The sequence below is a fragment of the Cohnella rhizoplanae genome (assembly GCF_948329515.1).
Classification (GTDB): Bacteria; Bacillota; Bacilli; order Paenibacillales; family Paenibacillaceae; genus Cohnella; species Cohnella rhizoplanae.
The window spans coordinates 82,201-108,384 of sequence record NZ_CAOJCN010000010.1 but is presented as its reverse complement, the minus strand read 5'-3'; the positions used below and the strand labels follow the sequence as shown (position 1 = coordinate 108,384).

Annotated in this window: 24 protein-coding genes; 8 read left to right on the top strand and 16 right to left on the bottom strand. The window is 61.2% G+C overall.

All coding sequences use genetic code 11. The features are described from left to right. Nucleotides 1–83: 83 nt before the first annotated feature. Entirely contained in the window at nt 84–428 is a 345-nt protein-coding gene (locus tag PQG80_RS16130; RefSeq protein ID WP_271752430.1) for an iron-sulfur cluster biosynthesis family protein, read from the top strand. Between the two features lie 19 nt (nt 429–447). Further along, nucleotides 448–1,047 (top strand): beta-class carbonic anhydrase, encoded by a 600-nt coding sequence (locus PQG80_RS16125; RefSeq protein ID WP_271752429.1) that lies wholly within the window; start codon nt 448–450, stop codon nt 1,045–1,047. A gap of 25 nt (nt 1,048–1,072) precedes the next feature. Here the strand turns inward: PQG80_RS16125 and PQG80_RS16120 are convergent, their stop codons facing one another. After that, nucleotides 1,073–1,606: a DUF309 domain-containing protein gene (locus PQG80_RS16120; protein WP_271752428.1), complete on the bottom strand. Its 534-nt coding sequence runs from the start codon at nt 1,604–1,606 to the stop codon at nt 1,073–1,075. 132 nt (nt 1,607–1,738) lie between these two features. On the opposite strand from PQG80_RS16120, the gene PQG80_RS16115 reads away from it, so the two are divergent. Both PQG80_RS16115 and PQG80_RS16110 read left to right on the top strand, forming a co-directional pair. Then, nucleotides 1,739–2,185 (top strand): hypothetical protein, encoded by a 447-nt coding sequence (locus PQG80_RS16115; protein WP_271752427.1) that lies wholly within the window; start codon nt 1,739–1,741, stop codon nt 2,183–2,185. Between the two features lie 6 nt (nt 2,186–2,191). Continuing rightward, nucleotides 2,192–2,482, top strand: a complete 291-nt coding sequence (locus PQG80_RS16110; protein ID WP_271752426.1) for a DUF2653 family protein — start codon at nt 2,192–2,194, stop codon at nt 2,480–2,482. 62 nt (nt 2,483–2,544) lie between these two features. Here the strand turns inward: PQG80_RS16110 and PQG80_RS16105 are convergent, their stop codons facing one another. From PQG80_RS16105 to fur, 4 genes are all read right to left on the bottom strand, one after another. Further along, complete coding sequence (locus tag PQG80_RS16105) at nt 2,545–4,992, bottom strand: EAL domain-containing protein (protein ID WP_271752425.1); 2,448 nt, start codon at nt 4,990–4,992, stop codon at nt 2,545–2,547. 213 nt (nt 4,993–5,205) lie between these two features. Next, entirely contained in the window at nt 5,206–6,183 is a 978-nt protein-coding gene (locus PQG80_RS16100) for an aldo/keto reductase (protein WP_271752424.1), read from the bottom strand. Nucleotides 6,184–6,239: 56 nt separating this feature from the next. Next, a complete protein-coding gene (locus PQG80_RS16095; RefSeq protein WP_271752423.1) occupies nt 6,240–6,974 on the bottom strand; it encodes a hypothetical protein in 735 nt (244 codons plus the stop codon). A gap of 126 nt (nt 6,975–7,100) precedes the next feature. Further along, nucleotides 7,101–7,580 carry a ferric iron uptake transcriptional regulator gene (fur, locus tag PQG80_RS16090; protein ID WP_271752422.1) on the bottom strand — a complete coding sequence of 160 codons (480 nt, stop codon included), beginning with the start codon at nt 7,578–7,580 and terminating at the stop codon, nt 7,101–7,103. 185 nt (nt 7,581–7,765) lie between these two features. On the opposite strand from fur, the gene PQG80_RS16085 reads away from it, so the two are divergent. Beyond that, nucleotides 7,766–8,128, top strand: a complete 363-nt coding sequence (locus PQG80_RS16085) for a helix-turn-helix domain-containing protein (RefSeq protein ID WP_271752421.1) — start codon at nt 7,766–7,768, stop codon at nt 8,126–8,128. Here the strand turns inward: PQG80_RS16085 and PQG80_RS16080 are convergent. Further along, complete coding sequence (locus PQG80_RS16080; protein WP_271752420.1) at nt 8,100–8,729, bottom strand: phosphatase PAP2 family protein; 630 nt, start codon at nt 8,727–8,729, stop codon at nt 8,100–8,102. The two genes, PQG80_RS16085 and PQG80_RS16080, sit on opposite strands and share 29 nt — an antisense overlap. Then, nucleotides 8,726–10,783, bottom strand: a complete 2,058-nt coding sequence (locus PQG80_RS16075; protein ID WP_271752419.1) for a sensor histidine kinase — start codon at nt 10,781–10,783, stop codon at nt 8,726–8,728. The genes PQG80_RS16080 and PQG80_RS16075 overlap by 4 nt, the downstream gene beginning before the upstream one ends. Before the next feature lie 124 nt (nt 10,784–10,907). On the opposite strand from PQG80_RS16075, the gene PQG80_RS16070 reads away from it, so the two are divergent. Both PQG80_RS16070 and PQG80_RS16065 read left to right on the top strand, forming a co-directional pair. Further along, nucleotides 10,908–11,645 (top strand): response regulator transcription factor, encoded by a 738-nt coding sequence (locus tag PQG80_RS16070; RefSeq protein WP_271752418.1) that lies wholly within the window; start codon nt 10,908–10,910, stop codon nt 11,643–11,645. A 40-nt stretch (nt 11,646–11,685) separates the two neighbouring features. Next, nucleotides 11,686–12,555, top strand: a complete 870-nt coding sequence (locus tag PQG80_RS16065; protein WP_271752417.1) for a class I SAM-dependent methyltransferase — start codon at nt 11,686–11,688, stop codon at nt 12,553–12,555. Between the two features lie 50 nt (nt 12,556–12,605). On the opposite strand, the gene PQG80_RS16060 is transcribed toward PQG80_RS16065, so the two are convergent. Beyond that, nucleotides 12,606–13,544: an MBL fold metallo-hydrolase gene (locus PQG80_RS16060; protein ID WP_271752416.1), complete on the bottom strand. Its 939-nt coding sequence runs from the start codon at nt 13,542–13,544 to the stop codon at nt 12,606–12,608. Nucleotides 13,545–13,741: 197 nt separating this feature from the next. After that, nucleotides 13,742–14,215 (bottom strand): MarR family winged helix-turn-helix transcriptional regulator, encoded by a 474-nt coding sequence (locus PQG80_RS16055; RefSeq protein WP_334219822.1) that lies wholly within the window; start codon nt 14,213–14,215, stop codon nt 13,742–13,744. 213 nt (nt 14,216–14,428) lie between these two features. Between PQG80_RS16055 and PQG80_RS16050 the strand changes: the two genes are divergently transcribed. Continuing rightward, on the top strand, nt 14,429–14,605 hold the full coding sequence (locus PQG80_RS16050; protein ID WP_271752415.1) for a hypothetical protein: 177 nt from the start codon (nt 14,429–14,431) through the stop codon (nt 14,603–14,605). 44 nt (nt 14,606–14,649) lie between these two features. On the opposite strand, the gene gyrA is transcribed toward PQG80_RS16050, so the two are convergent. The 7 genes from gyrA to PQG80_RS16015 form a co-directional block, all read right to left on the bottom strand. Further along, nucleotides 14,650–17,127, bottom strand: coding sequence for a DNA gyrase subunit A (gyrA, locus tag PQG80_RS16045; protein ID WP_271752414.1), 2,478 nt, complete (start codon nt 17,125–17,127; stop codon nt 14,650–14,652). A gap of 16 nt (nt 17,128–17,143) precedes the next feature. Continuing rightward, a complete protein-coding gene (gene parE, locus PQG80_RS16040; protein WP_271752413.1) occupies nt 17,144–19,117 on the bottom strand; it encodes a DNA topoisomerase IV subunit B in 1,974 nt (657 codons plus the stop codon). Nucleotides 19,118–19,354: 237 nt separating this feature from the next. Further along, on the bottom strand, nt 19,355–20,341 hold the full coding sequence (locus PQG80_RS16035; protein WP_271752412.1) for an ABC transporter permease: 987 nt from the start codon (nt 20,339–20,341) through the stop codon (nt 19,355–19,357). Beyond that, nucleotides 20,325–21,371, bottom strand: a complete 1,047-nt coding sequence (locus tag PQG80_RS16030) for an ABC transporter ATP-binding protein (protein ID WP_271752411.1) — start codon at nt 21,369–21,371, stop codon at nt 20,325–20,327. The genes PQG80_RS16035 and PQG80_RS16030 overlap by 17 nt, the downstream gene beginning before the upstream one ends. Nucleotides 21,372–21,393: 22 nt before the next feature. Continuing rightward, the gene (locus tag PQG80_RS16025; RefSeq protein WP_271752410.1) at nt 21,394–22,215 is read right to left on the bottom strand and encodes a GDSL-type esterase/lipase family protein; all 822 of its coding nucleotides are present in this window, start codon (nt 22,213–22,215) and stop codon (nt 21,394–21,396) included. Nucleotides 22,216–22,342: 127 nt separating this feature from the next. Further along, on the bottom strand, nt 22,343–24,142 hold the full coding sequence (locus tag PQG80_RS16020) for an ABC transporter ATP-binding protein (protein ID WP_271752409.1): 1,800 nt from the start codon (nt 24,140–24,142) through the stop codon (nt 22,343–22,345). Further along, on the bottom strand, nt 24,139–25,923 hold the full coding sequence (locus tag PQG80_RS16015; protein WP_271752408.1) for an ABC transporter ATP-binding protein: 1,785 nt from the start codon (nt 25,921–25,923) through the stop codon (nt 24,139–24,141). Before PQG80_RS16015 ends, PQG80_RS16020 begins: the two co-directional genes overlap by 4 nt. Nucleotides 25,924–26,184: the final 261 nt, after the last annotated feature.

The following is a 26,184-nucleotide window of genomic DNA, read 5'->3' as shown; positions in this document are numbered from 1 at the left end:
ATAGCAGACCCCTTGATCATACCTGCCTCGATCTCTATAATCAACATAACGGTCTTACAACACTGGCTAGGGAGCGATGAACGATGAGAATCGAGTGGAGCGATGACGCCGCGGCCGCACTGCGGACGAAGTTCGATCCGCCGGTCCGCGTCTGGAAGCTGGTGTCGGACAACGAGGGATGCGGCTGCGCCGTGAACGGCGTTCCGTTCCTGTGGGCGGTCGACGAACCGGCGCCCGGGGACCTGCGCGCGGACAGCGCGCAGGTCGAGCTGTGGTACGAGCCCCAGCATGCGGTATACTTCGACGACGTGCTCAGGGTATCCTATGACGCCTCGACCCGCAGCTTCAAGCTATCCAGCGACGGACAGATTTATACGAACAGGCTGGGAGCCGTAGATCTGAGAACTTCAGCAAGCACTCATCATTAGCGGATAGGAGTCAATCGACATGAGGAAGTTGGACGAAGTCCTGAGCTTTAACCAAGCGTTCGTAGAAAACAAGGATTATGAAAAGTACGTCAACACGAACGCGCCCGACCGACGGCTCGTCGTGGTCACCTGCATGGACACGCGCCTTACGGAGCTGCTGCCGAAGGCGCTCAATATCCGCAACGGCGACGCCAAGATCATTAAAAACGCGGGCGCCATCATCACGGCCCCGTTCGGCAACATCATGCGGAGCGTTATCGTCGCGCTGTACGAACTTAAGGGCGACGAAGTCATGATCATCGGCCATCACGACTGCGGCATGACGGGCATCGATCCGAAGATCGTCGTCGGCCATATGATGAACCGCGGAATCCGTCAGGACACGATCCGCATGCTGCACAACTCCGGCGTCGACTTCAACCGCTGGCTGACCGGCTTCGAGAACGTCAAGAGCAGCGTGGAGAAAAGCGTGGAGATCGTGCGCAACCATCCGCTCCTGCCTCCGGGCACGCCGATCCACGGTCTGATCATCGATCCGGTGACCGGCGCGCTGGAACTCGTGACCGACGGCTACGAATATCTGGCGGCGCAGAGCGACGCCAGCGCGCTGCTGGAATAGCCGCCGCTTAGGGGGGGGCTTCTTTTTAGAAGCCTCTCCTCTTTTTTATCGACGCCTGCCGCGCTTCGACGACCTCTGTTCTGTCCCGCAGCAGATGACGATGCAGGATGCTCTCTTCCGCGAGCGCGCCAGGAGACAACCACTCGGCGCCGAGCGCTTCGGCACCGCGGATCGCCTCGGCCAGCAGCTCGCGGTCGACGATCGGGAGATTGAAGTCGTCGTATGCGACGTCCGACGCGGTCCTCCATGCTTGCCTTCGGCGTTCAAGCATCTCCTTCAGCCGATAGCCGTCCAAGCCGAGCTCGTCCATGCGTTCCGGTTCGATCTCGGAGGCAGCCTTCTCCAGCAACTTCATGGCGCCGCTGCGGTTGCCTCTGCGCGCATGGTACTGCATGACGGCGATCCGGATCAGCACCAGCCAGCTGCCTTCGTAGGCGGCTTCTTTTTTCTCCTTCCAATATTCCTCCATGATCTCATGGCATTCAAAATAATCGCGCGTCCCGTGATATTGCGCCAGATATTGCACAAAAGGTTCCGGAATAGGGAATAATGAGTTCATATCGCAGACGTTCTCCTTCGCTTCGCGATCCGATATGCACAAGCATACGTAAAAACGGCGAAAAATGAAACCGTTCGCGCATTTTCCCGTATTACCGAACGTATCTCAATCACACAGGAGGAATCGTACAGTATGTGGAAAAAAATGTTGCTCGTATTCACGCTGTTCGCCTTTACGGCAGCCGTCGTCCTTCCTGCCGACGCCGCGGACGCGGCGCGCAAGGGCTTCAGCTCCAGCAAGCGCTCGTTCACCAAAACGCCTGCGAAGGCGCAGGACAACGTATCCAGCAGCACGAACAAAAGCAGCGGCACGACGGCGGGGGCCGGCACGACGACGCCTAAGCGCGGATTCACGAGCGGCGGCAGCTTTATGAAGGGTCTGATGATCGGCGGCATCGCCGGCATGCTGTTCGGCGGGATGTTCGGAGGCATGGGCTTCTTCGGCGACATGCTCGGACTGTTGATTAACCTCGCCGCCATCTTCTTCGTAGTCGTCCTGATCATGGGCATCGTGAATTCCTTGCGCCGTCGCAGACAGCATCAGCCGCAGGGTCCCAACGATAACTCGCGCCGCTGGTAATCCGATATGCGGCTGACGACGGACGAGATCGTAAACGCGGTATGCCTGCACACTTCGGAACGGCAGCAGGTACCGGTCACTTCCGTGGAGGTCGAGCTCTCGTGGGATGACGAGCAAGGCTTCACTGCGGAAGTGTGGGTCGAAGGACGCAGCCGGTACCTGGTCGAAGCGAACCTCAAAGAATCGATCATGCGATATATGCTGAGCGAGTACGGACGCCGCGTCTATCCCTCCGGAATCACGATGGTAGCGGACGAGGAGCTTGAGGAGATTTTCGCGGACGTATCCGAGGATTAGAGATAAGAATGAATAAGATAAGAGCCGGCGGTCCATGACCGCCGGCTCTTATTATGTTTGCGTCAAGCTCGAATCTTGCCTTCGCGGAGCGGTTCGAAAAAGCTGCGTTCGATCTCTTCCGCCGGAAGCGGTTTGCTGAAATAATAACCCTGGATCTCCCTGCACGACTGGGCGCGCAGAATGTCGAGCTGTTCCTTGGTCTCGATGCCCTCCGCGATGATGTCGAGCTTGAGATGCTCGGCCATCGAGATGATCGTCGCGACGATCGCCCGGTCGCTCTCGCTCTCCGTTATATCCTGGATAAAGGAGCGGTCGATCTTGAGCTTGTGGATCGGAAAATGCTTGAGGTAGCTGAGCGAGCTGTAGCCCGTCCCGAAGTCGTCGAGGCTGATGCGGACGCCGAGCGCGCTGAGCCGGTTCAGGATCTGCGTAGACACGTCCACGTCCATCATCATGCTCTCGGTAATCTCAAGGTCCAGATACTGCGGCGCAAGACCGCATTCGGTCAGGATGCCCGCGATATGCTCGTCCAGATTGGACTGGTAAAACTGCTGCGACGAGAGATTAACGGAGATCGGTACCAGCGGCCCGCCCGCCTGATGCCACTCGCGCATCTGCCGGCATGCCTGGCGGAGCACCCAATCGCCCAGCGCGCCTACCAGCGCGATCTCCTCCGCCAGCGGAATGAACACGCCGGGCGAGATCATGCCCTTGCGCGGATGATTCCACCGCACCAGCGCCTCTACGCCGATCATCACGCCGTCGGACGAACGGACCTGAGGCTGATAGTAGAGCTCCAGCTCGTTGCGCGGCAGCGCCTGCCTGAAGTCGCGCTCCAGCTCGAGCCTCTCCTCCAGCCTGTCGTTCAACTCCGGCTGATAGAAGCGATAGCCGTTTTTCCCTTGCTTCTTGATCTCGTACATAGCCAGGTCCGCATGCCGCAGCAGCTGGTCCGGCTGCTGTCCATGCTCCGGGCACACGGCGATGCCGATGCTGGCCGTCACATAGTAATCCTGGTGATGGAGCGGATAGGGACGCTGAATCTGATGGACGATGTCCTCGGCGAGCGCGGACAGGTCCTCCCTGCTGCATGCGTCCATCACCAGAATCGCGAACTCGTCCCCGCCCAACCGCGCGAGCTCGGCGCCGCTGCCTTCGAGCGCTTGCGCGATTCTCTCCGACACGTCCTTCAGGAATTGATCGCCGTATTGATGCCCGAGCGAATCGTTAATCAGCTTGAAGCGGTCGATATCGAGCACCATGATGGCGAAGCAATTGCGGTGCTTGCCCAGCTCGGAGGCTGCGGAAGTGAGGCGTTCCTGCCACATGCGGCGGTTCGGAAGGCCGGTCAGATCGTCCTCGTACGCCATTTTTCGGATATGCTCTTCCTTGGACTTCTCCTCGGTAATATCCCGAAGCTTCATGTACATGCCTACGGAGTCTTGACCGGAGCTGACGGATGCGATCGAGACCCAGAGATTGAGCCGCTCGTCCTTGGCGTTCACGACGACCGTCTCGTACTGCTGATGCTTGCCCTGCTCGGCCAGCGACAGAATATGATCCAGGTCCATGGTACGCTCGGATCTCGCGACGCGCAGCAGCTCTTCCAGCGGCATCCCGATGAGCGCCGATTGATGCGCGCCGACGATCCGCTCCGCGGAAGGATTGAGCCCCGTAATCCGCCGGTCGAGTCCGAGCGTGATGATCCCGTCCGTAATGCTGTCGTAGATGGCCTTGTACCAGTTCTGGCTCTCTTCGATCCGCAGCTGCTTGGCGGCGAACCGCTTGGCGATCACGATGCCGGCCAGCGACAAACCTAGCGTGAGCAGCGTCCCGACCACGACGCCGTAGGCCAGCAGCCGCTGGTTCGTGAACATGCCCGTGCCGCCGTGCATGTCCATATGGTGCATCGGAAACGCGGCTGCCTGCATGCCCGTGTAGTGCATGCCGGCCACCGCGGCGCCCATGATCAAGCCGCTCGCCACCTTCTTGCGGATGGCGAAGCGCTTTTGCTGGCGATGGTAGACAAAACCGAGCCACAACGCGGCTACGGAAGCGACCAGCGCGATGACGACCGACAACGTCACGACGAAGGGGGAGTAGTTGATCTCCATCTTCATGGCATCCATGCCGATGTAGTGCATCGCGCAGATCCCCGTCGCGAGACAGACCCCTGCCAGCAGCAGGCGCCTATATCCCAAGCCGGGTTTGGCGGCAAGATAAAGTCCGGCGAAGCAGCCCGCAATCGCGGCTACGGCGGATATGATGACGAGGACATTGTCGTACTTGACGGCCATGGGCAGCCGCAGCGCCAGCATGCCGACGAAGTGCATCGACCAGATGCCCATGCCCATGATCGCAGCGCTGAAGCCGATCCACAGCGCGCGATTGCCCGAGCTCGCGCGGCTGATGCGCGCGGCTAGATCGAGCGTCGTATAGGATGCGAGTACGGCGATAATATAGGAGAGCAAGACGAGCGAGAGATCGTATGTACCGTGCGTGTGCGTCATGAAGGGGCCTCCCTGCCGGATCTTGCGCTTCTAAACGAAGGCATAGCATGTAATCATTATAAGGGCAAACCACAAATATTACATCCAATTCTTGGCGAATTCCATCATAATTCATCGATTCTTGTCGATTAAGTATGGCTGGGTATACCATATTCGACATGCAAAAAGCCCGTTTGCGGTTGCAAACGGGCTTTCCTATGATAAGTATCACTTTTACCAGGCGTAAGCCCGCGGCGCCTCGCCGGGCCCCGGGAAAATCTCGTCCAGGCGCTTCAGCGTCTCCTGGCTAAGCTCGATATCGACGACGCGCAGCGCGCCCTCGAGCTGCTCCATCGTGCGGGGACCGATGATCGGCGCCGTCATCGCGGGATGCGCCAGCGTCCAGGCCAGCGCGAGATTGGCTTCGGTCTCGCCGAGCTCGCTCGCCAGCTTCGCGAACGCCTCGAGCTGCGGACGGTACTTCTCCACGCGCGTCTGGTCGCTCGCGCGCTTGGAGCCCGGCGCCGGGTTCAGCGCATGGCCGCTCAGCAGGCCGCCGTCCAGCGGGCTCCAGGCGATGACGCCGATGCCATGCTCGTGCGCGGCCGGCAGCACCTCAAGCTCCGGCAGCCGCGTGATGAGGCTATATTTGTGCTGTTCGGATACGAGTCCCAGCATGCCCTTCGACTTGGCTTCGTACTGCGCCTTGACGAGGTCGCGCCCGGCGAAGTTGCTCGAGCCGACATAACCGATCTTGCCTTGGTACTGCGCGATGCGGAAGGCGTCCCACAGCTCGTCCCACGACACGTTGCGGTCGACGTGATGCATCTGGTAGAGCTCGATATGGTCGGTCTGCAGCCTGCGCAGCGAGCCTTCGAGATGGCGGCGCAGCTTGTAGGCGGACAGACCAGCGGCGCCGTTCGGACCGTCGCTGGCGTCGCTCATATCGCCGTAGAACTTGGTAGCCAGCACGACGCGCTCGCGGCGGCCTCCGCCCTGCGCGAACCAGCGGCCGATAATCTCTTCGGTGCGGCCGGAGTTCTCGCCCCAACCGTAAACATTAGCCGTGTCGAAGAAGTTGATGCCCGCGTCGAGCGCCGCGTCCATCATTCTGAACGCGTCTTTCTCGTCCGTGTCGACGCCGAAGTTCATCGTTCCGAGGCATAGCTTGCTGACTTTAATGCCGGACTTGCCCAGTTGGCTGAATTTCACTTGCGCTTCTCCTCCTCGATATGAATTCACTTCTATTGTAACCGATCGTATAACAGTTACGCCAATTCAGCGATGATGCGGAGCATCTCCGGCCTGCCCCGTTCGAACTGCGCGTGGCGGTGCCCGTTGGCGCCGGACGGGTGCGGGAAGCCCCACAAGCACCGGTCGCCCCGGAGCGCGCCCTCGGCTTCGAGCTGCCTGCAGACGAGCTCGACGGACTTACCGAGCGGGATGACCAGCGCATCTCTGTAGGGAGACAGCTCGTCCCTGAGCGAACGGACCGCAAGCTCGTAGAGGAAGCTGCCCGGAGAGAGCGGCGGCTGATGTCCCGTATAGTTCTTCCCGGCCGCGAATACCGGATGCGGCAGCATGGCCATCGTATGCAGCGCCTCATTCGATTCATTAAATAAAGCTGCGGCATCTCCCGTTCCGAAGCGCGGCCCTAGTCCGAGCGCGTCCAGCATGCCGATCAGATTCACGCGCATGCTGCCGGCGAAGCGCGCGGCCAGCTTCGCTTCCCGGCTCGCTTCCTCGCCGGAGGCTCCCCGTTCGAACGCGAGCCTCGCGCTGCGGTAGGCGAGTTCGGTCTGCTGCCAGCCCGGCGTCAAGCCGACGATCAGCAGGCGAGCGGCGCGGTTCGCGTATTCGGCATGCGGCGCGTAATAAATCTCCACCTCACCTTTCTTCTCCAACAGCGTATCAGGCACGAGCAGATCGGCCTTATCGTAGCGTTCTTTGAGCGGCAGGCCCCGGATGAACGGCTCATACCGCCGCCATGCTTCGGATAACATGACGATTGCCCCTTTCGTCCATTTGCCCCGAATGTCAAAAGACCCCCGGCAAAACGAAGCAAGACGCTTCGTCCCGCGGGGGCCAGAGGCCACTGCCTGCGGCCGCTACGCAGATCGTCGGCAGAATTAGGAGACCGCCTTATTCGCCCGCTTGCACCCTTCGCGCTGGCAATTGCCGTAGGTACCGGTGAACTCCAGACGATGATCGGTCACGGCGAAGCCGTACTCGCGCGCCAGACGTTCTTCCAGCTCTCCGAGCCAGTCTTCCTTGATCTCCTTCAGCCGCCCGCAGACGGTGCAGATCAGATGATGGTGCATATGGGCGTTCTCATCGCTGCGCAGGTCGAACCGGGCTACGCCGTCCCCGAAGTTCATCTTTTCGACGATGTGCAGCTCGGCGAGCAGTTCCAGGGTGCGGTACACGGTCGCCAACCCGATGTCCGGATATACCTCGCGCACGAGCATGAATACTTCTTCTGCGCTCAGGTGGTCTTGCTCGTACTCCAGCAGCACGCGGACCGTCGCTTCGCGCTGCGAGGTCAGTTTATAGCCTTTGCTTAACAACTGCTTATTTATTTTAGTCAATTGGTCGTCGATCGCTGCCATCGGGCTTGCCCCCTCGTCCGCAGGCCATCGTGCCGCCATGCAGATTATAATGATTCTAAACTATTATAACCGATGACCGCCGTAAAAGAAATCGTCCCAATGCAATGAAAACGCTTGACATGATACACTTTGTATCATACAGTTATAAACAAATAGTCCACTTAATATAGCAAGGAGACATCGCTATGAGCATGGGAGACCGCCTTCGACAGCTTCGCCTCGAACGCCATTTGTCCCAAGAGGAAGTGGCGCGGCAAGTCGGCATCACGAGATCCGCTTACAGCCACTACGAGATCAACAACCGCCATCCCGTATACGACACGCTCATCAAGCTGGCCCAATACTTCAACGTATCGCTCGATTATATCATCGGCGGCGGCGGTACCAAGCGGATCGAGCATCCCCCGGAGACGCAGGAATACAAGATCCTCGAGCTGTTCAAATCGATGGATCAGGAGCAGCGCCAGCTGTCGATCGGGCTTCTCCTCGGCATCGTCGAAGGCGAGCGCACGAAATCCGTCAGGTCCGGCGTCGCCAAGAGCAAATGAGCGCGGCCGCCAGCGCGCAGATCCCGCCGACGCAATAACCGGCCGCCACGTCGGACAAGTAATGGACGCCGAAATAGATCCGGCTCCACCCCGTCGCCGCGATGAGCGCGATCGCCAGCGCGCATGCCGCGTTCTTCGCTGCGCGCCCGCGCATCGCCAGGACGCCTAGCACCAGCCACCAGCCATACAACGCGGAGGCGATCGCGGCATTGCCGCTCGGATAACCGTACCCGTCATATTCGATACCCCACGCATTAGCGGGACGATCCCATCCGAACGCGGACTTGAGCGCCATCTGGGATACGTAGGCGACCAGCACGACGCCCACGAACGACGCCGCGATCCGCCAGGAGCGAAGCCATGCCCAGCAGGCAGCCGACAGGAGCGTGATTCCGCCGATAACGGCGGTCTGGCCCATGTCGCTTAGGGTCCGCCACAGGCGCGTCCAGCTCTCCGAACGGCTTTTCGCCGCCGCATCCGCGGCTGCTTGGTCCCATCCGCCGTAACCTCCCGATCTAAGTAACGTGATCGTACCCAGCAATACCAGCAATAGGACGATGGCGGCTGCCACGCTTTGTTTTTGCGCACTGTTTAACTTCATTCTGATTCCTCCAAATTCATTTTTTGCATCGTCGGCAGCGCGATGACGAATGCGCTCCCGCCTTCGGCCCGGATGCGCGCCTCGATGCGCCCGCCGTGCGTCTCCACGATCTCGCGCGCGATGGGCAGCCCCAGCCCGCTGCCCCCAGATGAATTTTTCAATTTATCGTTGACGTAATAGCGCTCGAACAAGTGCGGCAGGTCCTCGGGCATAATGCCCGTTCCGTTATCCAGCACCGAGATCTCCGCCTCGAATGGCCGCGGCCCCCGCCTGGCTTCGATCCGGATCTCGCCGCCGCGCGGCGTAGCCTTCAAGGCATTGTAGATGAGATTGGACATCACCCTGTCCATGCGGTGCGCATCGAGCTTGAGATACACGCTCCGCATGCCCGGACCGTCACATTCGCATGTGAACGCGATGCCCTTGGTGCGCATTTCCATCCCGAAGTCCCTTTCGAGGCGGCTAAGCCAATCCAGGAGCGGCACGCATTCGTAGTTCATGTGCGCCTGCCGCGCCTCGAGCATGGACAGATCGAACAGGTCGCGTATGAGCTCGTTCAAACCCTCCGCCTTCTTCAGCATCGTGCCGATGGCTGCGTCGCGCTGCTCCGAATCCGCGATGACGCCGTCGCGCAGCGCCTCCAGGTAGCCCTGAATGAGCGTCATCGGCGTTCGCAGGTCGTGCGATATATTGCTGACCAGCTGCCTTCTCGACTGCTCCGCGGCGCGCAGCGCCTCCGTCCGCTCGGCGATTCGCTCCTCTAGCTGCCCGTTCCATTTGCGAAGCTCCGCCGACAGCTTCTCCGCCTTGGCGAACGTGCGCGAGAAGCGAAGCGATATAATGAAGGAATTCATCACGATGAGGAACAGCAGCCCGAGCGGCACCAGATCGAACGAATGCAGCCATCCGTTGTAGAAAAACATGTCATTCAAAATCGTCGCCACGAACCCGGCCACGCCGACCAGCGAAAAGGCCGCGCCTTCGCGCCCCCGCAGCCTGGCAACGATAAGCAGGTAAAGGGAAGCGCCGCAGAGTACGACGACGAATATTTGGTAGACGTGGATCAGCGAGCTCGCGGTCAGCATCGGCAGCGCCCAGGTCATGCCCATGAGCACGCCGGCCGCGCCGCATGCGACGAAGGTCCATCTCCGCGTAATCTCCCTGCTGTACGCCCTGCGGAAGTAAGCGAACCCGCTCAGCGCGCTCAGCAAGAAAAAGCTGTATTCCAGCCTGCCGGCCGCCGTCCATGTCAGACCCGGGACGAGCCGGGGCAGCAGGCCCTCCCCGATCACGCTCATTCTGCCTGCGACGCAGATGCACAGAAACGCGAACAACAGGTTGTCCAGCTCCTTGCGCCGCAGCGCGTACAGTCCGAGATGATAGATGCCGATCATCAGCAGACAGCCGAGCACGATGAACTCCCTCGCTTCATGGCCGAAGGCAAGGCGCTTGATCTGCTCCGGCGTGCCGAGCACGAGCGCGCTCCGGATGCCTCCCGTCCGGTGATGAAAGTTCGACAGCTCGAGCTCGATCGCGGCCGTCGACCCCGTCGGACTGAAGTATACCGTCTCCGGCATCTGGTACGGCACCGTGGCAGCCCGGGAATCCCCCGCATGTCCCTTGGCGCTCACCCGTCTGCCGTCGATATACAGCGCGTAGGCCGTAGACAGATTCGGGAGCCGTATGCCCAGCATCCGGTCGCCCTGCGGCAAGTGGCGCAGCTCCAGCCGATATACGCCGAAGCCCTGCCCGGACAAGCGCCCCCCGCGGCCGTCCGGCTGACCGTCCCATATGCCCGGCACGGCTATCGTCGACTCGAAGGCCGCCCCGACCCGCTGCGAGCGCCACGAGAAAAGCCACTCCCCGGCGAGCGGCAGCGTGCCCCGGTCCCCGAAGTCGTAGCCGGACAAGTCCATGACTCCCTTTTCCACGACCGGCTTGTCGTCCTGCTGTCCGCCACGCCAGGCGCAGCCCGACGTCAATCCGGCGAACGCGGCGAAAAGGACGAAGGCGATCAGCACCGTCCTTCCCCGCCTGTGTATTATTGCATTCATTTCCAATCGCTCCCGTATTCCATCGCTGCTCTCATCGTAAACGCGCATTGCGAAGGCGTCAACGCTTTCAGTATAATAAAGTACGGCCTGACGTTGACATGGCATGGCATGGGAGGGAAAAACCATGAGCAAACCGATTGGCACCGTGCTCGTCGTGGACGACGAACGCGAGATCACCGAACTGATCGGGTTGTTCCTGACGAAGGAAGGCTTCGCGGTGCATGCCGCGGACAACGGACAAGAGGCATTGCGGATCGCGGAGGCGCTGGATCCGGATCTCGTCATCCTGGACGTCTCGCTAGGCGACATGGACGGCATCGCCTTGTGCAAGACGCTGCGGGGCGGCAGTTGCGCGGACGTGCCGATCCTGTTCCTCAGCTGCAAGAGCGAGGATGCCGACATCGTGCTCGGCCTGTCGGAGGGCGGCGACGATTATATCACCAAGCCGTTTAGCCCGAGACAGCTCGTCGCGCGCGTCCATGCGCACATCCGGCGCAGCCGGCAGCGGGAGCGACCGCAAGCGGAGGAACCGGCAGGCATCCTGACGTACGGCGGTCTCGAGATCGACCCGGACGGGTTCGAGGTGCGGCGCGACGGGGAGTTGCTCCCGTTGTCGGCCAAGGAGTTCGAGCTGCTCTGCGTACTGGCGCGCCAGCCTAACCGCATTTTCGCGATGAACGAACTGTACCGTCTCGTCTGGCATACGGACAGCATGGGAGATACCCGCACCCTGATGGTGCATATCAGCAATCTCCGCAAGAAAATCGAGCCCGATCCATCGCGGCCCGTGTACATCCATACGGTACGGGGCTTCGGATACCGTTTCCTGGCGGAGTGCCAATCGCTCGACGAGGCGCGCTGACCGCTCACATTCGAACAGCAAAGGAAGTTAACCCCTAATCATGAGAATGGCTACCGATTGGCAAGACTACGAGCTCCTCGACACCGGCGCCGGAGACAAGCTTGAACGTTGGGGCGACGTCATCCTAAGACGTCCCGATCCGCAGATTATCTGGCCGCTCGCCAAGGAATCCGCGGACTGGCAGAAGCCGGACGGCCACTACTTCCGCAGCTCGTCCGGCGGAGGTCAATGGCAGTTCAACAAGCAGCTGCCCGAGCGCTGGACGATCTCCTACGGTCCGCTTCGCTTCCACATCAAGCCCACCAACTTCAAGCATACGGGCCTATTCCCCGAGCAGGCGGTCAACTGGAGCTGGATGATGAAACGGATCAAGGAAGCCGGCAGGCCGATCCGCGTGCTTAACCTGTTCGCGTACACGGGAGGCGCGACCGTAGCGGCAGCGGCCGCCGGCGCCGAGGTCTGCCACGTGGACGCCGCCAAGGGCATGGTCCAGTGGGCCAAGGAAAACGCGACCCTATCCGGCCTTGAATCGGCGCCCGTGCGCTACATTACCGACGACGTCTTCAAGTTCGTCCAGCGCGAGCAGCGCCGGGGCAAGCAGTATGACGCCATCATCATGGACCCTCCCTCCTACGGCCGCGGTCCGGGAGGCGAGACCTGGAAGCTCGAGGACAACCTCTATCCGTTTCTGGAGGAATGCAAGAGCATCCTGTCCGACAATCCGCTGTTCGTGCTGGTCAACTCGTACACGACCGGCCTGTCGCCGACCGTGCTGCACAATCTGCTCCACATGTCCATCGGACGCCGTCATGGGGGCAAGATCGACGCCGGCGAGATCGGATTGCCGATCACGCGCAGCGGTCTGACGCTGCCTTGCGGGATTTACGGGCGCTGGGAAAGCGCGGAATAGCGTTACAAATAAACAACCGCTTCAGCCTAGGGCTGGAGCGGTTGTTTGGTTTACCCAGGTTCGGTCTCGCCTTTGGACCAACGTATCGTGCGACCGAGCTCCATCGTCCACAGTCGCTCACGCGGGAAGCCTCGCCGTTCCCATTCGGCATGCAGCCGATCCAGAGCTTCCTTGGGCGTATCGTCCGCTAGGCGGAACGCGCCGTAATGCATCGGCACGAAAAATCGTGCCCCGACGTCAAGAAAGGTCTGTACCGCTTCTTCGGGGGACATATGCGAGCCGCGCATGAACCATTCCGGCTCGTACGCCCCGATCGGAACGAGCGCGACGCGGATGTCTCCGTACTTCGCGCCGATCTCGCGGAAGAGGCGGTCGTAGCCGCTGTCGCCTGCAAAGTACAGACAGTCCGAATCATGGCGCATCACCCATCCGCCCCAGTGCGACGAATTGGTATCCCATGGGGTTCGCCTCGTCCAATGCTTGGCCGGCACGAAGCCGAACGTCACGTTGCCGACGCGCTTCTCGGACCACCAGGCGAGCTCTTCGACACGCCGGAACCCCTTGCGCCTGAACCAGCCTGCGAGGCCTTCGGGAACGAGCGAGACGAAGTCGCCGGGCAGCCTGCGCAAGCTGCCCAGGTGAAGATGGTCGTAATGCGCATGGGACAATAAGACGACGTCGATCGGCGGCAGCGATTGGAGCGGTATGCCGGGAGGCGACAGTCTGGGGGCAAAGCCCATCCGCGTCGCCCATACGGGGTCGGTCACGACGTTAAGTCCGCCAAGCTGAACGAGAAAGGTCGAGTGCCCGATAAAGGTTACGGTCGGTTCGGCTCTGTTGGCAGCCAATAACGCTGCATCCGGCTCGACGCGCGGCACGATATAAGACAAATCCTTTTTCTTCGATTTGCGTTCCTTCTGCCATTGCCGCAGCTCCGCGAACGATTTGATGTTCGAAGAGCCGTCGGCATTCTGGTACCTCTTCCCCATCTGTAACTCGATGCTCCTTCCGAATGCCGTTCTACCTCATTCGAGATAAAAAGAATCTGAATTCTATGTACTTATACTAGCAACTTCGGCGGCATGGTGGCAAAAAAAATAGCCGATCGCTCGGCTCGCAAAGTTCAGCATTTATCGTGATGACGCGAATGGGCTCCGCTCCTGGCGTCGCAGGCTTAGGGACGCCCTCAAGACGTCGCCTGAATGGCGGTCGCTTCTTCGCCGGCGTCGGAGGCGGCGGTCTTCTTGTCTCTCGTTCCCGACACCTTGCCGATGAGGTAGACGAGCAGCTGGCGGTTATGGGCGGACAGGCGGTCAAGCGAGCGGTTGACGATATCGCTGCGGACGCGCAGACCTCGTTCGCGCTCGGTATGGCCGAAATCGGTCGTGCTGATCCAGACGATGCGGCGGTCGTTGTCGTCGCGGGTCCGCTTAACGAGGCCGTTGCGCTCCATGCGGTCGAGCAGCGTCGTGACCGCGGCCGGGGTCGTCTCCAGGTGAGGCAGCAGTTCCGAGGGCTTCATCGGCTCGTGCGCCTGCAGCAGCTCCAGCACCTGCAGCTGTCCTCCCGTCAGCTGGGGGGACATCTCCGCTTCCATCTGAGTTTGCCAATCCTTAGAGAGCTTCATCCAGCTCTTCACGAATTCCGCAGCCGGTTCCACTTCTGGCTCACCTCTTCTATTCAGAATATGCCGATCTATCTCTTCTCCTTTAATTATATGCAAACGCGATGTCGAAAGATAGTTTAAGCGCATTAATTATTTACGTCATAAATCCGCACGGAATGGTACGGGACGACAGCCTATGACATATACTGCTGACAGTTGGCGGCACAATCCGCTGGGCGCGCGGATTCACGAGAAGGAGAGGTCTTCATGGCTACGGAGGATGAACGCATACGGATGATCGGCGTCATGGCGCGAGAGGCCGGTATAATAGATGACCCAGGATGGCTGCACCGCCTGAAGGAGCCCGTACCATTGTGGTTCGTATTGGAAATGATGCTGAAATGGGTCGACCGGTACGATCCGCAGGACGGTCCCTACGATTAACGAAAGACAGACACCGGCCGCTGGGCGGCCGGTGTCTGCTTGCGTCAATGCGTCTGTGGCGGCAGCGGCTTGGGATATGTCTCGGCGAGCGCATCGGTCCGCTCGAACGTCCCAACGGTCCTGCCGGTGCCTCTGCGATCCTCCAGCGGCGTGCTGTCGGTGTTGAACTCCCCGTAGGCGCCGCCGGCCGTGACCGTCACGATGCCGAAGTCGTCCTTGACATAATAGGCTGCAACAACCCGCGTGCCGTTCGGACGCACGCGCTTGCCTTCCTTGATCTCGAACGTCTGGATGCCTTTGCCGCCGCGCCCTTGCGGCGGATAATCGAGCAGCAGCGTGCGCTTGGCGTAGCCGTAATCGGAGATGACGAGAATCTCGCCTTCGTCGCCGGCCACCTGCAGACCGCCTACCACGGCATCGCCTTCCCGCAGCTGAATGCCGCGAACGCCGCCCGCGACGCGTCCCTGCAGGCTTACGTCGACTTCCTGGATACGGATACTGAGCCCCTGCTCGGTGACGAGCACGATCTCGGTCGGCGCATCGCTCCTGTAGACCGAGCGGACCTCGTCGCCGTCCGCTACCTTGACCGCCGCGATCGCCGCGCTCCGGTTGGTGGCGTACTCGGCCATCAAGGTACGCTTCACCTGGCCGCGCTTCGTGACGAACACAAGCGCCGGCCCCTGCTCGCCCTGATCGCCCAGCGTCTTCCACTCGCCCGCCTTGACCGGGATGACCGCCATGATCCGATCGTCCTTCGGCAGCGCGATCAGATTAACGATGGCGGTGCCGTTTTCCTTCCACTTGAACTCGGAGATCTGATGCACGGGCAGCTGGTAATACATCCCCTTCTGCGTGAACAGCAGCAGCGAGTCCAGCGTGTTGAGCTGGAGGCTCCATCTCAGCTGGTCGCCTTCCTTGAGCCCCGTACTGCCGAGATCGCCGCCGGATCGCGTGAACGACAGCATGCTTGTGCGCTTCACGTAACCGTGGCGGGAGAGCGTTACCAGCACTTCTTCGGCCGGCACGGTCACTTCGAGATTGACCTTGAGCTCCTCGACTTCGCCTTGAATGACGGAGCGGCGGTCGATGCCGAACTTGCCGCGGATCTCGCCGAGCTCGTCCTTGATCACGCCGAGCAGCTTTTTCGGATTGTTCAGGATCGCGCGCAGCTGGTTCATTTTCTTGACCGTCTCCGCGTGTTCCTTCTCCAGCGAATGGATCTCGAGATTCGTCAGGCGGTACAGCTGGAGCGTCAGGATCGCGTCGGCCTGGCGTTCGGAGAAATCGAACTTGGCCACGAGATTGTTCTGCGCGTCCTGACGGTTCTTGGAGGCCTTGATCGTCTCGATGATGGCGTCGAGCAGGTTCAGCGCCTTCACGAGTCCTTCGAGCACGTGGGCGCGGTCCTCCGCCTTCTCCAGATCGTACTGCGTCCGGTGCGTAACGACCTCGCGCTGGTGCGCGATGTACGCCGCGAGCATCGCCTTCACGCCGAGCTGGCGCGGAGCTTTGTTGACGATCGCGACCATGTTGAAGTTGTACGCGACCTGGAGATCGGTTTTTTTCAGCAGATACGCGAGGATGCCTTCGGCGTCCGCGTCTTTTTTCAGTTCGATGACGATGCGCATGCCGGCCCGTCCGCTCTCGTCGCGCACTTCGGCGATGCCTTCTACTTTTTTCTCCAGCCGCAGCTGATCGATGGCATTGACGAGCTTGGACTTGACCACTTGGTATGGAATCTCGGTCACGACGATCTGCTGCTTGCCGCCGCGCATGTCCTCGATCGCCGTCTTGGAACGGACGTAGATACGTCCCTTGCCCGTCTCGTACGCCTCGCGGATCCCGTCCTCGCCCATTATCCTGCCGCCGGTCGGGAAGTCCGGCCCGCGCATGATCTTCATCAGATCGGCGACGGCCAGTTCCGGATTGTCGATGAGCGCCGTGCACGCATCGATGACCTCGCGCAGGTTGTGCGGCGGAATCTCGGTGGCGAAGCCGGAGGAGATCCCGCTGACGCCGTTGACGAGCAGGTTCGGATAACGCGCGGGCAGCACGACCGGTTCCTTGGTCGTATTGTCGAAGTTATCCTTGAACAGGACGGTGCGCTTGTCGATATCGCGCAGCAGCTCCAAGGCGATCGCGGACAGCCGCGCCTCGGTGTAACGCATCGCCGCCGGCGGGTCGTCGTCCATCGAGCCCCAGTTGCCGTGTCCGTCGACGAGCGTATGGGCCATCTTCCAGGGCTGCGCCATGCGCACCATGCCGTCGTATATCGACGAGTCCCCGTGCGGATGGTAGTTGCCCATGACGTCGCCGACCGTCTTGGCCGACTTGCGGTACGGCTTGTCCGGCGTGTTGCCCGAGTCGAACATCGCGTACAGGATCCGGCGCTGGACCGGCTTCAGCCCGTCGCGGACGTCGGGTATGGCGCGGTCCTGAATAATATATTTGGAATAGCGTCCGAAGCGGTCGCCAACGACCTCCTCCAGAAACGCCGGCAAGAAGTTCTCGAGCAAGCTCATATCGGTCTCTCCGTTCTCATTCCTCGTATTCCGTGAAGTCGACGTTGTCGATGATCCAGCGCTTGCGCGGGTCGACCTTGTCGCCCATCAGCGTAGTCACGCGGCGTTCCGCCTTGGCGGCGTCCTCGATCTGCACCTGCAGCAGCGTGCGCGATTCCGGGTTCATCGTCGTCTCCCACAGCTGATCGGGATTCATCTCTCCAAGACCCTTGTACCGCTGCAGTTCGGCGCCCTTGCCGATCTCCTTGAGATAATTCTGCAGCTGCTCGTCGGTCCAGGCGTAGCGCACGGTCTCGAGCTTCCCCGACTTGCGCGTGAGCTTGTAGAGCGGCGGCTGGGCGATGAACACCTTGCCCGCGTCGATCAGCGGCTTCATGTACCGGTAGAAAAAGGTCAGGAGCAGCACCTGGATGTGCGCGCCGTCCGTATCTGCGTCCGTCATGATGATGATCTTGGAATAGTTGCATTCCTCGACGTCGAATTCGGGACCGACGCCCGCTCCCGTCGCCGCGATGATCGCCTTGTATTCTTCGTTCTTCAGAATATCGATCAGCTTAGCCTTCTCCGGATTCATCGGCTTGCCCTTCAGCGGCAGGATCGCCTGATACTTGGAATCCCGTCCCTGCTTGGCAGAGCCGCCTGCGGAGTCTCCCTCGACGATGAACAGCTCGTTGCGCGTATAGTCCTTGGACTGCGCCGGCGACAGCTTGCCGCCAAGACTGGCGCTCTCGCTGCGCTTCTTGCCGCTGCGGATCTCCTCGCGCGCCTTGCGCGCCGCTTCGCGCGCCTTGGACGCCTGCACCGACTTGCGGATGAGCTGCTGGCCGACCTGGGGATTTTCCTCGAGAAATACGGCCATTTTCTCCGCCACGATGGCGTCGACCGCGCTGCGCGCCGAGGCGCTGCCCAGCTGGTCCTTGGTCTGGCCGACGAACTCGACGTCCGACATCTTGATATTGATGACGGCCATCATGCCCTCGCGCAGGTCGCTGCCTTCAAGATTTTTGTCCTTTTCCTTGAGCTGGCCGATCTTGCGGGCGTATTCGTTCATGGCGCGCGTGTACGCCGTCTTGAATCCGGTCTCGTGTGTGCCGCCGCCGCGCGTCGGAATCGCATTGACGAACGAGGCGATCGTCTCGGTGTAACCGTCGTTGTACTGCAGCGCGACCTCGACCTCGATATCGTCGCGCTCGGCCGTGAAGTGGATGACGTCGTGCAGGACCGTCTTCTCCTCGTTCAGGAACTGCACGAACTGCCTGGCGCCGCCCTCGTAGTGATAGACATCCTCCTTGCCGGAGCGCTGGTCCTTCACCGTCACCTTGAGGCCGGAATTCAGGAAGGCGATCTCCTGCAGCCGCTCGGAGAGCGTCTCGTAATTGATCGAGACGTTGCCGTGGAATACCTTCGGATCCGGCTTGAAGGTAACCTTGGTGCCGGTCTTGTTCGTATTCCCGAGCACCTCGAGTCCGGTGACGGGCTCGCCGACGTGCTCCTTGCCTTCCTTGTCGACCCACGTCTCGAAGCGCATTCGATGCGTCTTGCCCTCGCGGTAGATCTCGACCTCGAGCCACTGCGACAGCGCGTTGGTGACGGATGCGCCGACGCCGTGCAGGCCGCCCGACTTCTTGTAGCCGCCGCCGCCGAACTTGCCGCCCGCGTGCAGGATCGTATAGACGACCTGCGGCGTCGGCACGCCGGTCTTGTGGAGACCGGTCGGGATGCCCCGCCCGTTGTCCTGGACGGTGACGGAGTTGTCGCTATGGACGGTCACGTCGATCCTGGAGCAGTACTTGGCCAGGTGCTCGTCGACGGCATTGTCCACGATCTCCCAGATCAGATGATGAAGGCCCGAGGAAGTGGTGCTGCCGATGTACATGCCGGGCCGCTTGCGGACCGCGGTCAGCCCCTCGAGTATCTGTATGTCGTCCGCCCCGTATGTCGTACCCGCCTGTGCCGCGCTTTCCGCGTACAGGTCCGTTTGTTCGGTCACGAATGATCCCCCTTGCTGCTGCTCGCGTCCGTAGGGACGCACCTTCCGTTCATTTTAAGCTAAAAGGCAGAATATGCACAAGGCGTCTATAAACTAATGATGCCCCGCTAATAAAAAATAACCGCCTGCGCGCGGCAGAAACGGTCATCTATCCTGACGTTAAAAGTTTAACTGTACCGGCGTTTGCTGGCAACGACATTTTTTCGAGCGTCCATTTATCGTCGCATGCGGTTCATATTAAGCCAATATATCCTGCCGCGTGAACGCCGCGAACGACACGACGATCGCAGCCAGCGCCCAGACGCCCAGCACGAGCAAGGAGAATGCTAGCGTCATCCCCTCGATCGGCGGCGGCGAACCCTGCAGATAGACGGACAGATCGAGATTGACGTTAAAGAGATACTTGGCGCTGTGCCAGGAAGAGGCCATATTGGCGAGGATCGAGCCGGAAATAACGGCCGCCATCATCGTCACGAGGCTCGCGGCCGTGCTGCGGACGAGAACCGAGACCATGAAGGCGATGACCGCGACCGTCATGGCCGAGAACCAGACGAGGCCGAGCTGCATGAGCATGTAGACGCCTTGGGGAACCGCATGCACGGCGGATGTATCGAGGTCCGTCCCCTGAAGCTTAAATCCGACGAAGACAGGCTCGGCCCAGCCGCCGTATCCGAAGACGAGCCCGGCAACGAGGTAGCTGACGGCCGCCGTGGAGACGAGAATGAGCGACACGTACAAAGTCAGCGTGACCAGCTTGGACGCCAGAATCCGCCAGCGACGCACCGGCCGCGTCAGCAGCATCTTGATGGTGCCGCCGGCGCGCTCCGAGGAGACGATATCGGAAGCGACGGCAAGCACCATGAGCGGAATGAAAAGACCGACCGCGTTCTGCAGGAACGTATTCGTAAACCGCACCGCGTTCGGCGTGTTCGGATTCACGTCGCGGTCCAGATAGTACTGCAGCTGCTGGACGAGCGCGATCCGCCACTTTTTCCATTCTTCGGGTATCCGGTCGCTGGACAGCGCGTTCGTATTGTCCGTGATCCGCTGCCGCAGCTCCGCGCGCCAGTCGGCGAATTTGTCTTGGCTGCTCTGCGCGATTTTCATCTGCGCGTACACGAATATTGGCACAAGGACGAGCAGGATGAGCAGAATGACGGCGAACCGCTTTTTCTTCCATACTTTGACCGTCTCGTTGCGAATCAGCTCAAGATCCCTCGGCATCGCGCCCGCCTCCCGTCAGCGTGAGAAATAAGGATTCCAGCGTCGGCACGACCCGCTGCACCGCGACCACGCGGACGCCGGCCTGCGCGCAGCGCGCGACGACGTCCGGGATGTCGTCCTGCCTGACGCGCGTCGGGATCGCGCCGGGCAGCGCGAGCAGCACCGACTCGTCGAGAAATTCGCGGTCGCCGTCCGCGACGACGACGCGAGCGTCGGATGACAAGAGGCCGCGCCCGGCGGCAGGGTCCTCGAACAGCCAGAGCGTATGCGCCTCCGCTTGAGCCAGCATCTCGCCGACGTCGGACGTCGCGATCACCTTGCCGCCGTCGATGATGGCCACCCGGTCGCAGAGCAGCTGTATCTCGCTGAGCAGATGGCTGGACACGAACACGCTCATGCCCTGAGCCGCCAACTCGCGGATGAACGCCCGCAGCTCCTTGATACCCTTCGGGTCGAGACCGTTGGTCGGCTCGTCCAGGATAAGCAGCTTGGGCGCGCCCAGCAGCGCCTGCGCGATGCCCAGCCGCTGCCGCATGCCGAGCGAATAAGTCTTCACCTTGTCGTGAATGCGCTCGTCGAGCCGCACGATACGGGCCACCTCTTCGATCCGGGATTCGCCGACCTCCTGCATGCGCGCGAACAGGTCGAGATTCTCCCATCCGGTCATGTACCCGTACATCTCGGGGTTCTCGACGATGCATCCGACGTGACGCAGCGCCCGGTCGGGGTGCCTGTGCACGTCTTCGCCGCAGACGAGTACCCGGCCCGAAGTCGGCTTCACGAGGTCGACGAGCATGCGGATCGTCGTCGTCTTGCCCGATCCGTTGGGTCCGAGGAAGCCGTACACCTCGCCGGCGCGCACGTCGAACGAGATATCGTCGATGATCCGTCGGCCCCGGATCGTCTTGCACAAGCGTTCGACGGACAATACCGTCTCGTCGGATAGAGGCTGTCCCGCCGGGGCTGCGGGATCGGGTATTGCGGGCGCATGGCTGCGAGCCTGCGCTTTAGAATTGGCGTCCGTAAGCATGGGTTGGCGGGCCTCCTTTTCTCTAGTTGAGCGCTTGCGCCACGCGAACGGCGATGCGGGCGTACCCCGCTTCGTTCGGATGGAAATGGTCCGAGGACAAATACAGCCCCGATTGCGCGCGGAACAGGTCGGCCGTCGGCACCACCGCGATATTCCCGTCTTCGGCGGCCAGACGCTCCGCGTTTCCGTTCCATTGTTCGAGAATGCCAGCGAGCGGAGTGCGGAGCTCCTCCAGCTCGTAAAAGGGATTGTACAGCGCGACGTAGGCCACTCTGACCGATGGGTTGTTGCTCCGAATCTTATTGAACACCGCGGCCAAACGCGCCTCCAGCTCCGGCAGCCGCGCCCGGACGAGCTCGGGATCCACGCCGCTTCCCTCCGCGATCGAACCGCCGTCCTGGGCCGATCGGAACAAATCGTTCCCGCCGATCGTGAGCAGCACGACATCCGCCTCGGCGATGGCGTCCTTCATGGCTTTGCCGTCGAGCAGTTGCGACAGCTTGGCCGCCTCGAGTCCGGCGATGGCCAGGTTGCCGTCCAGCCGGACAGGCTTGCCCAGCGACTTGGAGAGCAGCGCCAGGCTCGCTTCCACATAGCCTTTGCCCGTGGCGTCGCCCGTCCCGTGCGTCAGCGAGTCGCCGATCGCGATCGCCTTGATCTCGGACTTGTCCGCCCAAGCGACGCCTCCCTGCTGCGGAGCGGGCGCCGGATCCGGCAGCGTCATCCCGGCGGATGGCGACCAAGTATCCTTGAGCGCCCAACCGAACCCGAACAGCAGGAGCGCCGTGCACAGCAGAGACAGCGTTCCTAAAATCGGCCAGAGCCACCCCTGTTTTCTGCCCATGCGCTATCCCCTTCCCCGCTTCGCGCGTTCGCCCGTTTCTTTCACCATACCGAATTCGGGCGGCGTTTTCAAACGACATGAAGAAAAAGCCCCCGCCCGAAGGGGCGAGGGCCGGCGGCCGCAAGCTTTATGCCGACAAAAACCGATATTGCGCTTCGATCAGATTGCGGTAGTGACCCGGTCTGCGCATCAGTTCCTCGTGATTGCCCTGGTCCACGATGACGCCATGATCCAGTACGAGGATGAGATCCGCATGCCTGATCGTAGACAGCCGGTGGGCGACGATAAACGAGGTCCGATGCTCGAGCAGCGTGCCCAGCGCTTCCTGGATGCGCACCTCGGTCTCCGTATCGATGCTGGCCGTCGCCTCGTCCATGATCAGAATCCGCGGATCGGCGAGCAGCGCGCGGGCGAACGATAGAAGCTGGCGCTGTCCCATCGAGAGCGCGGACCCGCGCTCCTGCACCTGCGTGTCGTAGCCGTCGGGCAGCTTGGAGATGAATTCATGCGCGCGCACGGATCGCGCGGCGGCTTCGACCTCAGCGTTGGTCGCGTCTGGCCGGCCGTATCGGATATTGTCGCGGATCGAGCCCGAGAAGATGAACGTATCCTGCATGACGATGCCGATCTGGCGCCGCAGGCTCTCGAGCGTCGCTTCGCGCACGTCCATGCCGTCGATGCGCACGCTGCCCGAGGTAACGTCGTAGAAACGGCAGAGCAGGTTCACAATCGTGCTCTTGCCGGAGCCAGTGTGGCCGACGAGCGCGACCGTCATCCCCGGCTTGATGTCGAAGCTGACGTCCTTGAGCGCGAGGCGGTCCGGATCGTAGCCGAAGACGACATGGTCGAACTGGACGCGTCCGCGGACGTCGGGCAGCGGCCTCGCGCCTTCCTTTTCCGCGACGATCGGCTTCTCGTCCATGTACTCGAAGATCCGCTCCGCCGATGACATGGAAATGAGGAGCTGAGAGTACATCTGGCCGAGCCGGTTGATCGGCTCCCAGAAGTTGCCGACGTACGTGATGAACGCCACGAGCACCCCGACGGTAAGCTCCTCCTGCTGGATCAGATGCGTGCCGTACAGGAGCAGGATCAGCGTTCCGATGGCCGACGTCACCTCAATCACGGGACCGAACAGCTGATTGAGCGCGGACGCGTAATTCCAGGATCGGATGCTGCTCCCGTTCAGGTTTTCGAAGAAACGCATGTTGTCCTTCTCCTGCGCGTACGCTTGGGTCACCCGCATGCCCTGGATCGCCTCGTTCAGATGCGAATTGATGCGGGATTGCTTGATCCGCACCGTCTGCCAGGCCATCCGCGTGCGCTTGCGCAGCGACGAGGAAACGAGGATGAGCAGCGGCACGGTGATCATGACCGCCAGCGCCAGCTTGGGCTGCAGCACGAGCAGGATGACGACGATGCCCGCGAGCTGGGCGATGTCGATCGCCGAGTTCACGACGCCGTTGGACAGCAGATCCTGCAGCGCGTTGACGTCGTTCGTGATCCGCACGAGGACGGACCCCGCGGGCCGCTTGTCGAAGAACCGGAACGACAGCGTCTGCACATGCTTGAACAGCGCGGACCGCAGGTCGAATATGACCTTTTGCCCGATATCGTTCGTATGCTTGATCGTATAATTCTGCGCCCACCACCGGAGGCCGTACATCGCCAGCATGACGCAGAACACGATCGTCAGGTATCCCATGCTGCCGCTGCCGCGGTCCGGATCGATGACCTTGTCGATCGCTAGGCTGATGAGGTACGGGACGGCGAGCCGCGTCAGCATGCCGAACACCATCATCACGAATACGACCCGCGTCACCGCGCCTTTATACGGCTTCAGATAATCGAACAGACGGGCCATCTGTTTCCAGTTGAACGACTTCTCGATCAGGACATCGTCCTGGTATTGAAACTGCCTGCTCATCCGCTCACCCTCCTGCCGCCCGCCGCGTCCTCGCCGAGTTCGTCCGGCCGGTCCGCGTACTGCGTGCGGTACGTCTCCCGATACAGCCCGGGAAGCCGCAGGAGCTCCTCGTGCCTGCCGCGCTGTACGACATGTCCCTTATCCATGACGAGTATCTCGTCGGCGTGCCGGAGCGAGGAGATGCGGTGGGCGATGATGAATACGGTCCGGCCCTCCATCACCTGCCGCAGCGCCAGCTGGATCCGATGCTCCGTCTCCATGTCCAGCGCGCTCGTGGAGTCGTCGAGGATCAGCACCTGCGGCCGGATGAGGAAAGCGCGGGCGAGCGCGATCCGCTGCTTCTGTCCGCCGGACAAGCCCATGCCGCGCTCCCCGACGATCGTGTCGTAGCCGGCAGGCAGCTCCATGATGAAGCCGTGCGCGTCCGCGAGCTTCGCGGCCTGCTCGATCTCCTCCGGCGTGGCGTCCGCGCGCCCGTAGCTGATGTTCTCCCGGATCGTCGTCGAGAACAGGAACGACTCCTGGAATACGATCGCCGTCCGGCTGCGCAGTTCGCCGAGATCGAGCTGGCGGATGTCGGTGCCGTCCAGCGTGATCGCGCCCGAGGTTACGTCGTACGCGCGCAGCAGCAGCTGCACGACGGTGGACTTGCCCGAGCCGGTGCCTCCGAGCAGGCCGACGACCGTCCCCGGTCCGGCGGTCAGATCGAATCCCGTGAGCGCGGCCTGTTGGCTCTCGTGGTTCGGATAACGGAAATTGACGTCATTGTACCGGATAAGGCCTGCGCCTGCAGGCTTCTGGGATACGGGGTGCGCCGGAGGCTGCACTTCGACGTGACGGTTCAACAGCTCGAGCAGCCGTTCGCCGGCCGCCTTGGACTGCGTGTAGTTGTTGATCTGGAAACCGAGCGTCCACAGCGGCGCGACGATCATGCCGAGCATGCCGTTCAGCGAGACGAGATCGCCCAGTGACATATGGTGATGGATCACGCGCCAGCCGCCCACGAGGAGCAGCAAGGCGATGCTGAAGCTCGCCACGAATTCGATGATCGGGAAGTAGGTGGCCCAAACCGAGGCAAGGGAGAGGTTGTTTTCCTTGTACTGGCTGTTGCCTTCGTCGAACTTGCCGTATTCGTGCTTCGCGCTGTCGTACGACTTGACGGTGCGCACGCCCATGATGTTCTCCTGGACGCTGACCGTCAGCCGGCTGATCGCGATGCGGATCGACCGGAAGATCGGGTGGATCTGCAGCTCGAACCGGATCGCCACGTACCCGATGACCGGAACGATCGCGAGCGTCATGAGTCCCATCGTCCAGTCGACGTAGAACATCATGCCGAATCCGAATACGACGAGAAACAAGGTGTTGAGCAACTGCGCGAAGCCGAAGCCGACGAAGTTGCGGATGCCTTCGATGTCGGCGGTGAGGCGCGACATCAGGTCGCCCGTACGGGCCTGATCGTAGAAGGAGTAGGAGAGCTTCTGAAGCTTGTCGTAGCTGGCGTTGCGCATGCGGTACGCGAGCCTGTTGCCCAGACGCCCGCCGCAGAATCCGTGAACGTACTGAAACCCCGCCTTGACGACGATCAGCGCGACCGCGAGAATCGCGAGCGACATGACGCCGTCGAAATTTCTAGGCGCGATCACGTCGTCGATCAGCGCTCTGAGGAGCAGCGGGTAGACGAGACCGATGGCCGTAGCGATGGCGAGACCGAGAACGGATCCCATCAAAAAACCTTTGTCCGGCCAGAAAAATTGCTTGAGGCCTCTGAAAATATCCAAGCGACAGTCCTCCCCTGTGAGCATCACCACGGAAGTGTAACAGGATTGTCACAAGCGTTCAAACGCCGTTTGCCGCAAGGAGGAAGCCTCAGTTCGAAAGAGAGCGATTAGGCATGGAAATAAGTCCGATATCTCTTAAATCATCCTGATTAAGCCCTTACACGCATATCTACGGCAGAAAAGCGCGGAAATCGGGAGCATATCAAAGGAAATGCCCCTCCCGCATCGTATAAAGATGCGAGAAGGGCCGATACGCGCAGA

Coding starts and splice junctions, on each gene's coding strand:
- PQG80_RS16130 (WP_271752430.1), top strand. CDS start 84: ATGAGAATCGAGTGGAGCGATGACGCCGCGGCCGCACTGCGGACGAAG.
- PQG80_RS16125 (WP_271752429.1), top strand. CDS start 448: ATGAGGAAGTTGGACGAAGTCCTGAGCTTTAACCAAGCGTTCGTAGAA.
- PQG80_RS16120 (WP_271752428.1), bottom strand. CDS start 1,606: ATGAACTCATTATTCCCTATTCCGGAACCTTTTGTGCAATATCTGGCG.
- PQG80_RS16115 (WP_271752427.1), top strand. CDS start 1,739: ATGTGGAAAAAAATGTTGCTCGTATTCACGCTGTTCGCCTTTACGGCA.
- PQG80_RS16110 (WP_271752426.1), top strand. CDS start 2,192: ATGCGGCTGACGACGGACGAGATCGTAAACGCGGTATGCCTGCACACT.
- PQG80_RS16105 (WP_271752425.1), bottom strand. CDS start 4,992: ATGACGCACACGCACGGTACATACGATCTCTCGCTCGTCTTGCTCTCC.
- PQG80_RS16095 (WP_271752423.1), bottom strand. CDS start 6,974: ATGTTATCCGAAGCATGGCGGCGGTATGAGCCGTTCATCCGGGGCCTG.
- fur (WP_271752422.1), bottom strand. CDS start 7,580: ATGGCAGCGATCGACGACCAATTGACTAAAATAAATAAGCAGTTGTTA.
- PQG80_RS16085 (WP_271752421.1), top strand. CDS start 7,766: ATGAGCATGGGAGACCGCCTTCGACAGCTTCGCCTCGAACGCCATTTG.
- PQG80_RS16080 (WP_271752420.1), bottom strand. CDS start 8,729: ATGAAGTTAAACAGTGCGCAAAAACAAAGCGTGGCAGCCGCCATCGTC.
- PQG80_RS16075 (WP_271752419.1), bottom strand. CDS start 10,783: ATGAATGCAATAATACACAGGCGGGGAAGGACGGTGCTGATCGCCTTC.
- PQG80_RS16070 (WP_271752418.1), top strand. CDS start 10,908: ATGAGCAAACCGATTGGCACCGTGCTCGTCGTGGACGACGAACGCGAG.
- PQG80_RS16065 (WP_271752417.1), top strand. CDS start 11,686: ATGAGAATGGCTACCGATTGGCAAGACTACGAGCTCCTCGACACCGGC.
- PQG80_RS16060 (WP_271752416.1), bottom strand. CDS start 13,544: ATGGGGAAGAGGTACCAGAATGCCGACGGCTCTTCGAACATCAAATCG.
- PQG80_RS16050 (WP_271752415.1), top strand. CDS start 14,429: ATGGCTACGGAGGATGAACGCATACGGATGATCGGCGTCATGGCGCGA.
- gyrA (WP_271752414.1), bottom strand. CDS start 17,127: ATGAGCTTGCTCGAGAACTTCTTGCCGGCGTTTCTGGAGGAGGTCGTT.
- PQG80_RS16035 (WP_271752412.1), bottom strand. CDS start 20,341: ATGCCGAGGGATCTTGAGCTGATTCGCAACGAGACGGTCAAAGTATGG.
- PQG80_RS16030 (WP_271752411.1), bottom strand. CDS start 21,371: ATGCTTACGGACGCCAATTCTAAAGCGCAGGCTCGCAGCCATGCGCCC.
- PQG80_RS16025 (WP_271752410.1), bottom strand. CDS start 22,215: ATGGGCAGAAAACAGGGGTGGCTCTGGCCGATTTTAGGAACGCTGTCT.
- PQG80_RS16020 (WP_271752409.1), bottom strand. CDS start 24,142: ATGAGCAGGCAGTTTCAATACCAGGACGATGTCCTGATCGAGAAGTCG.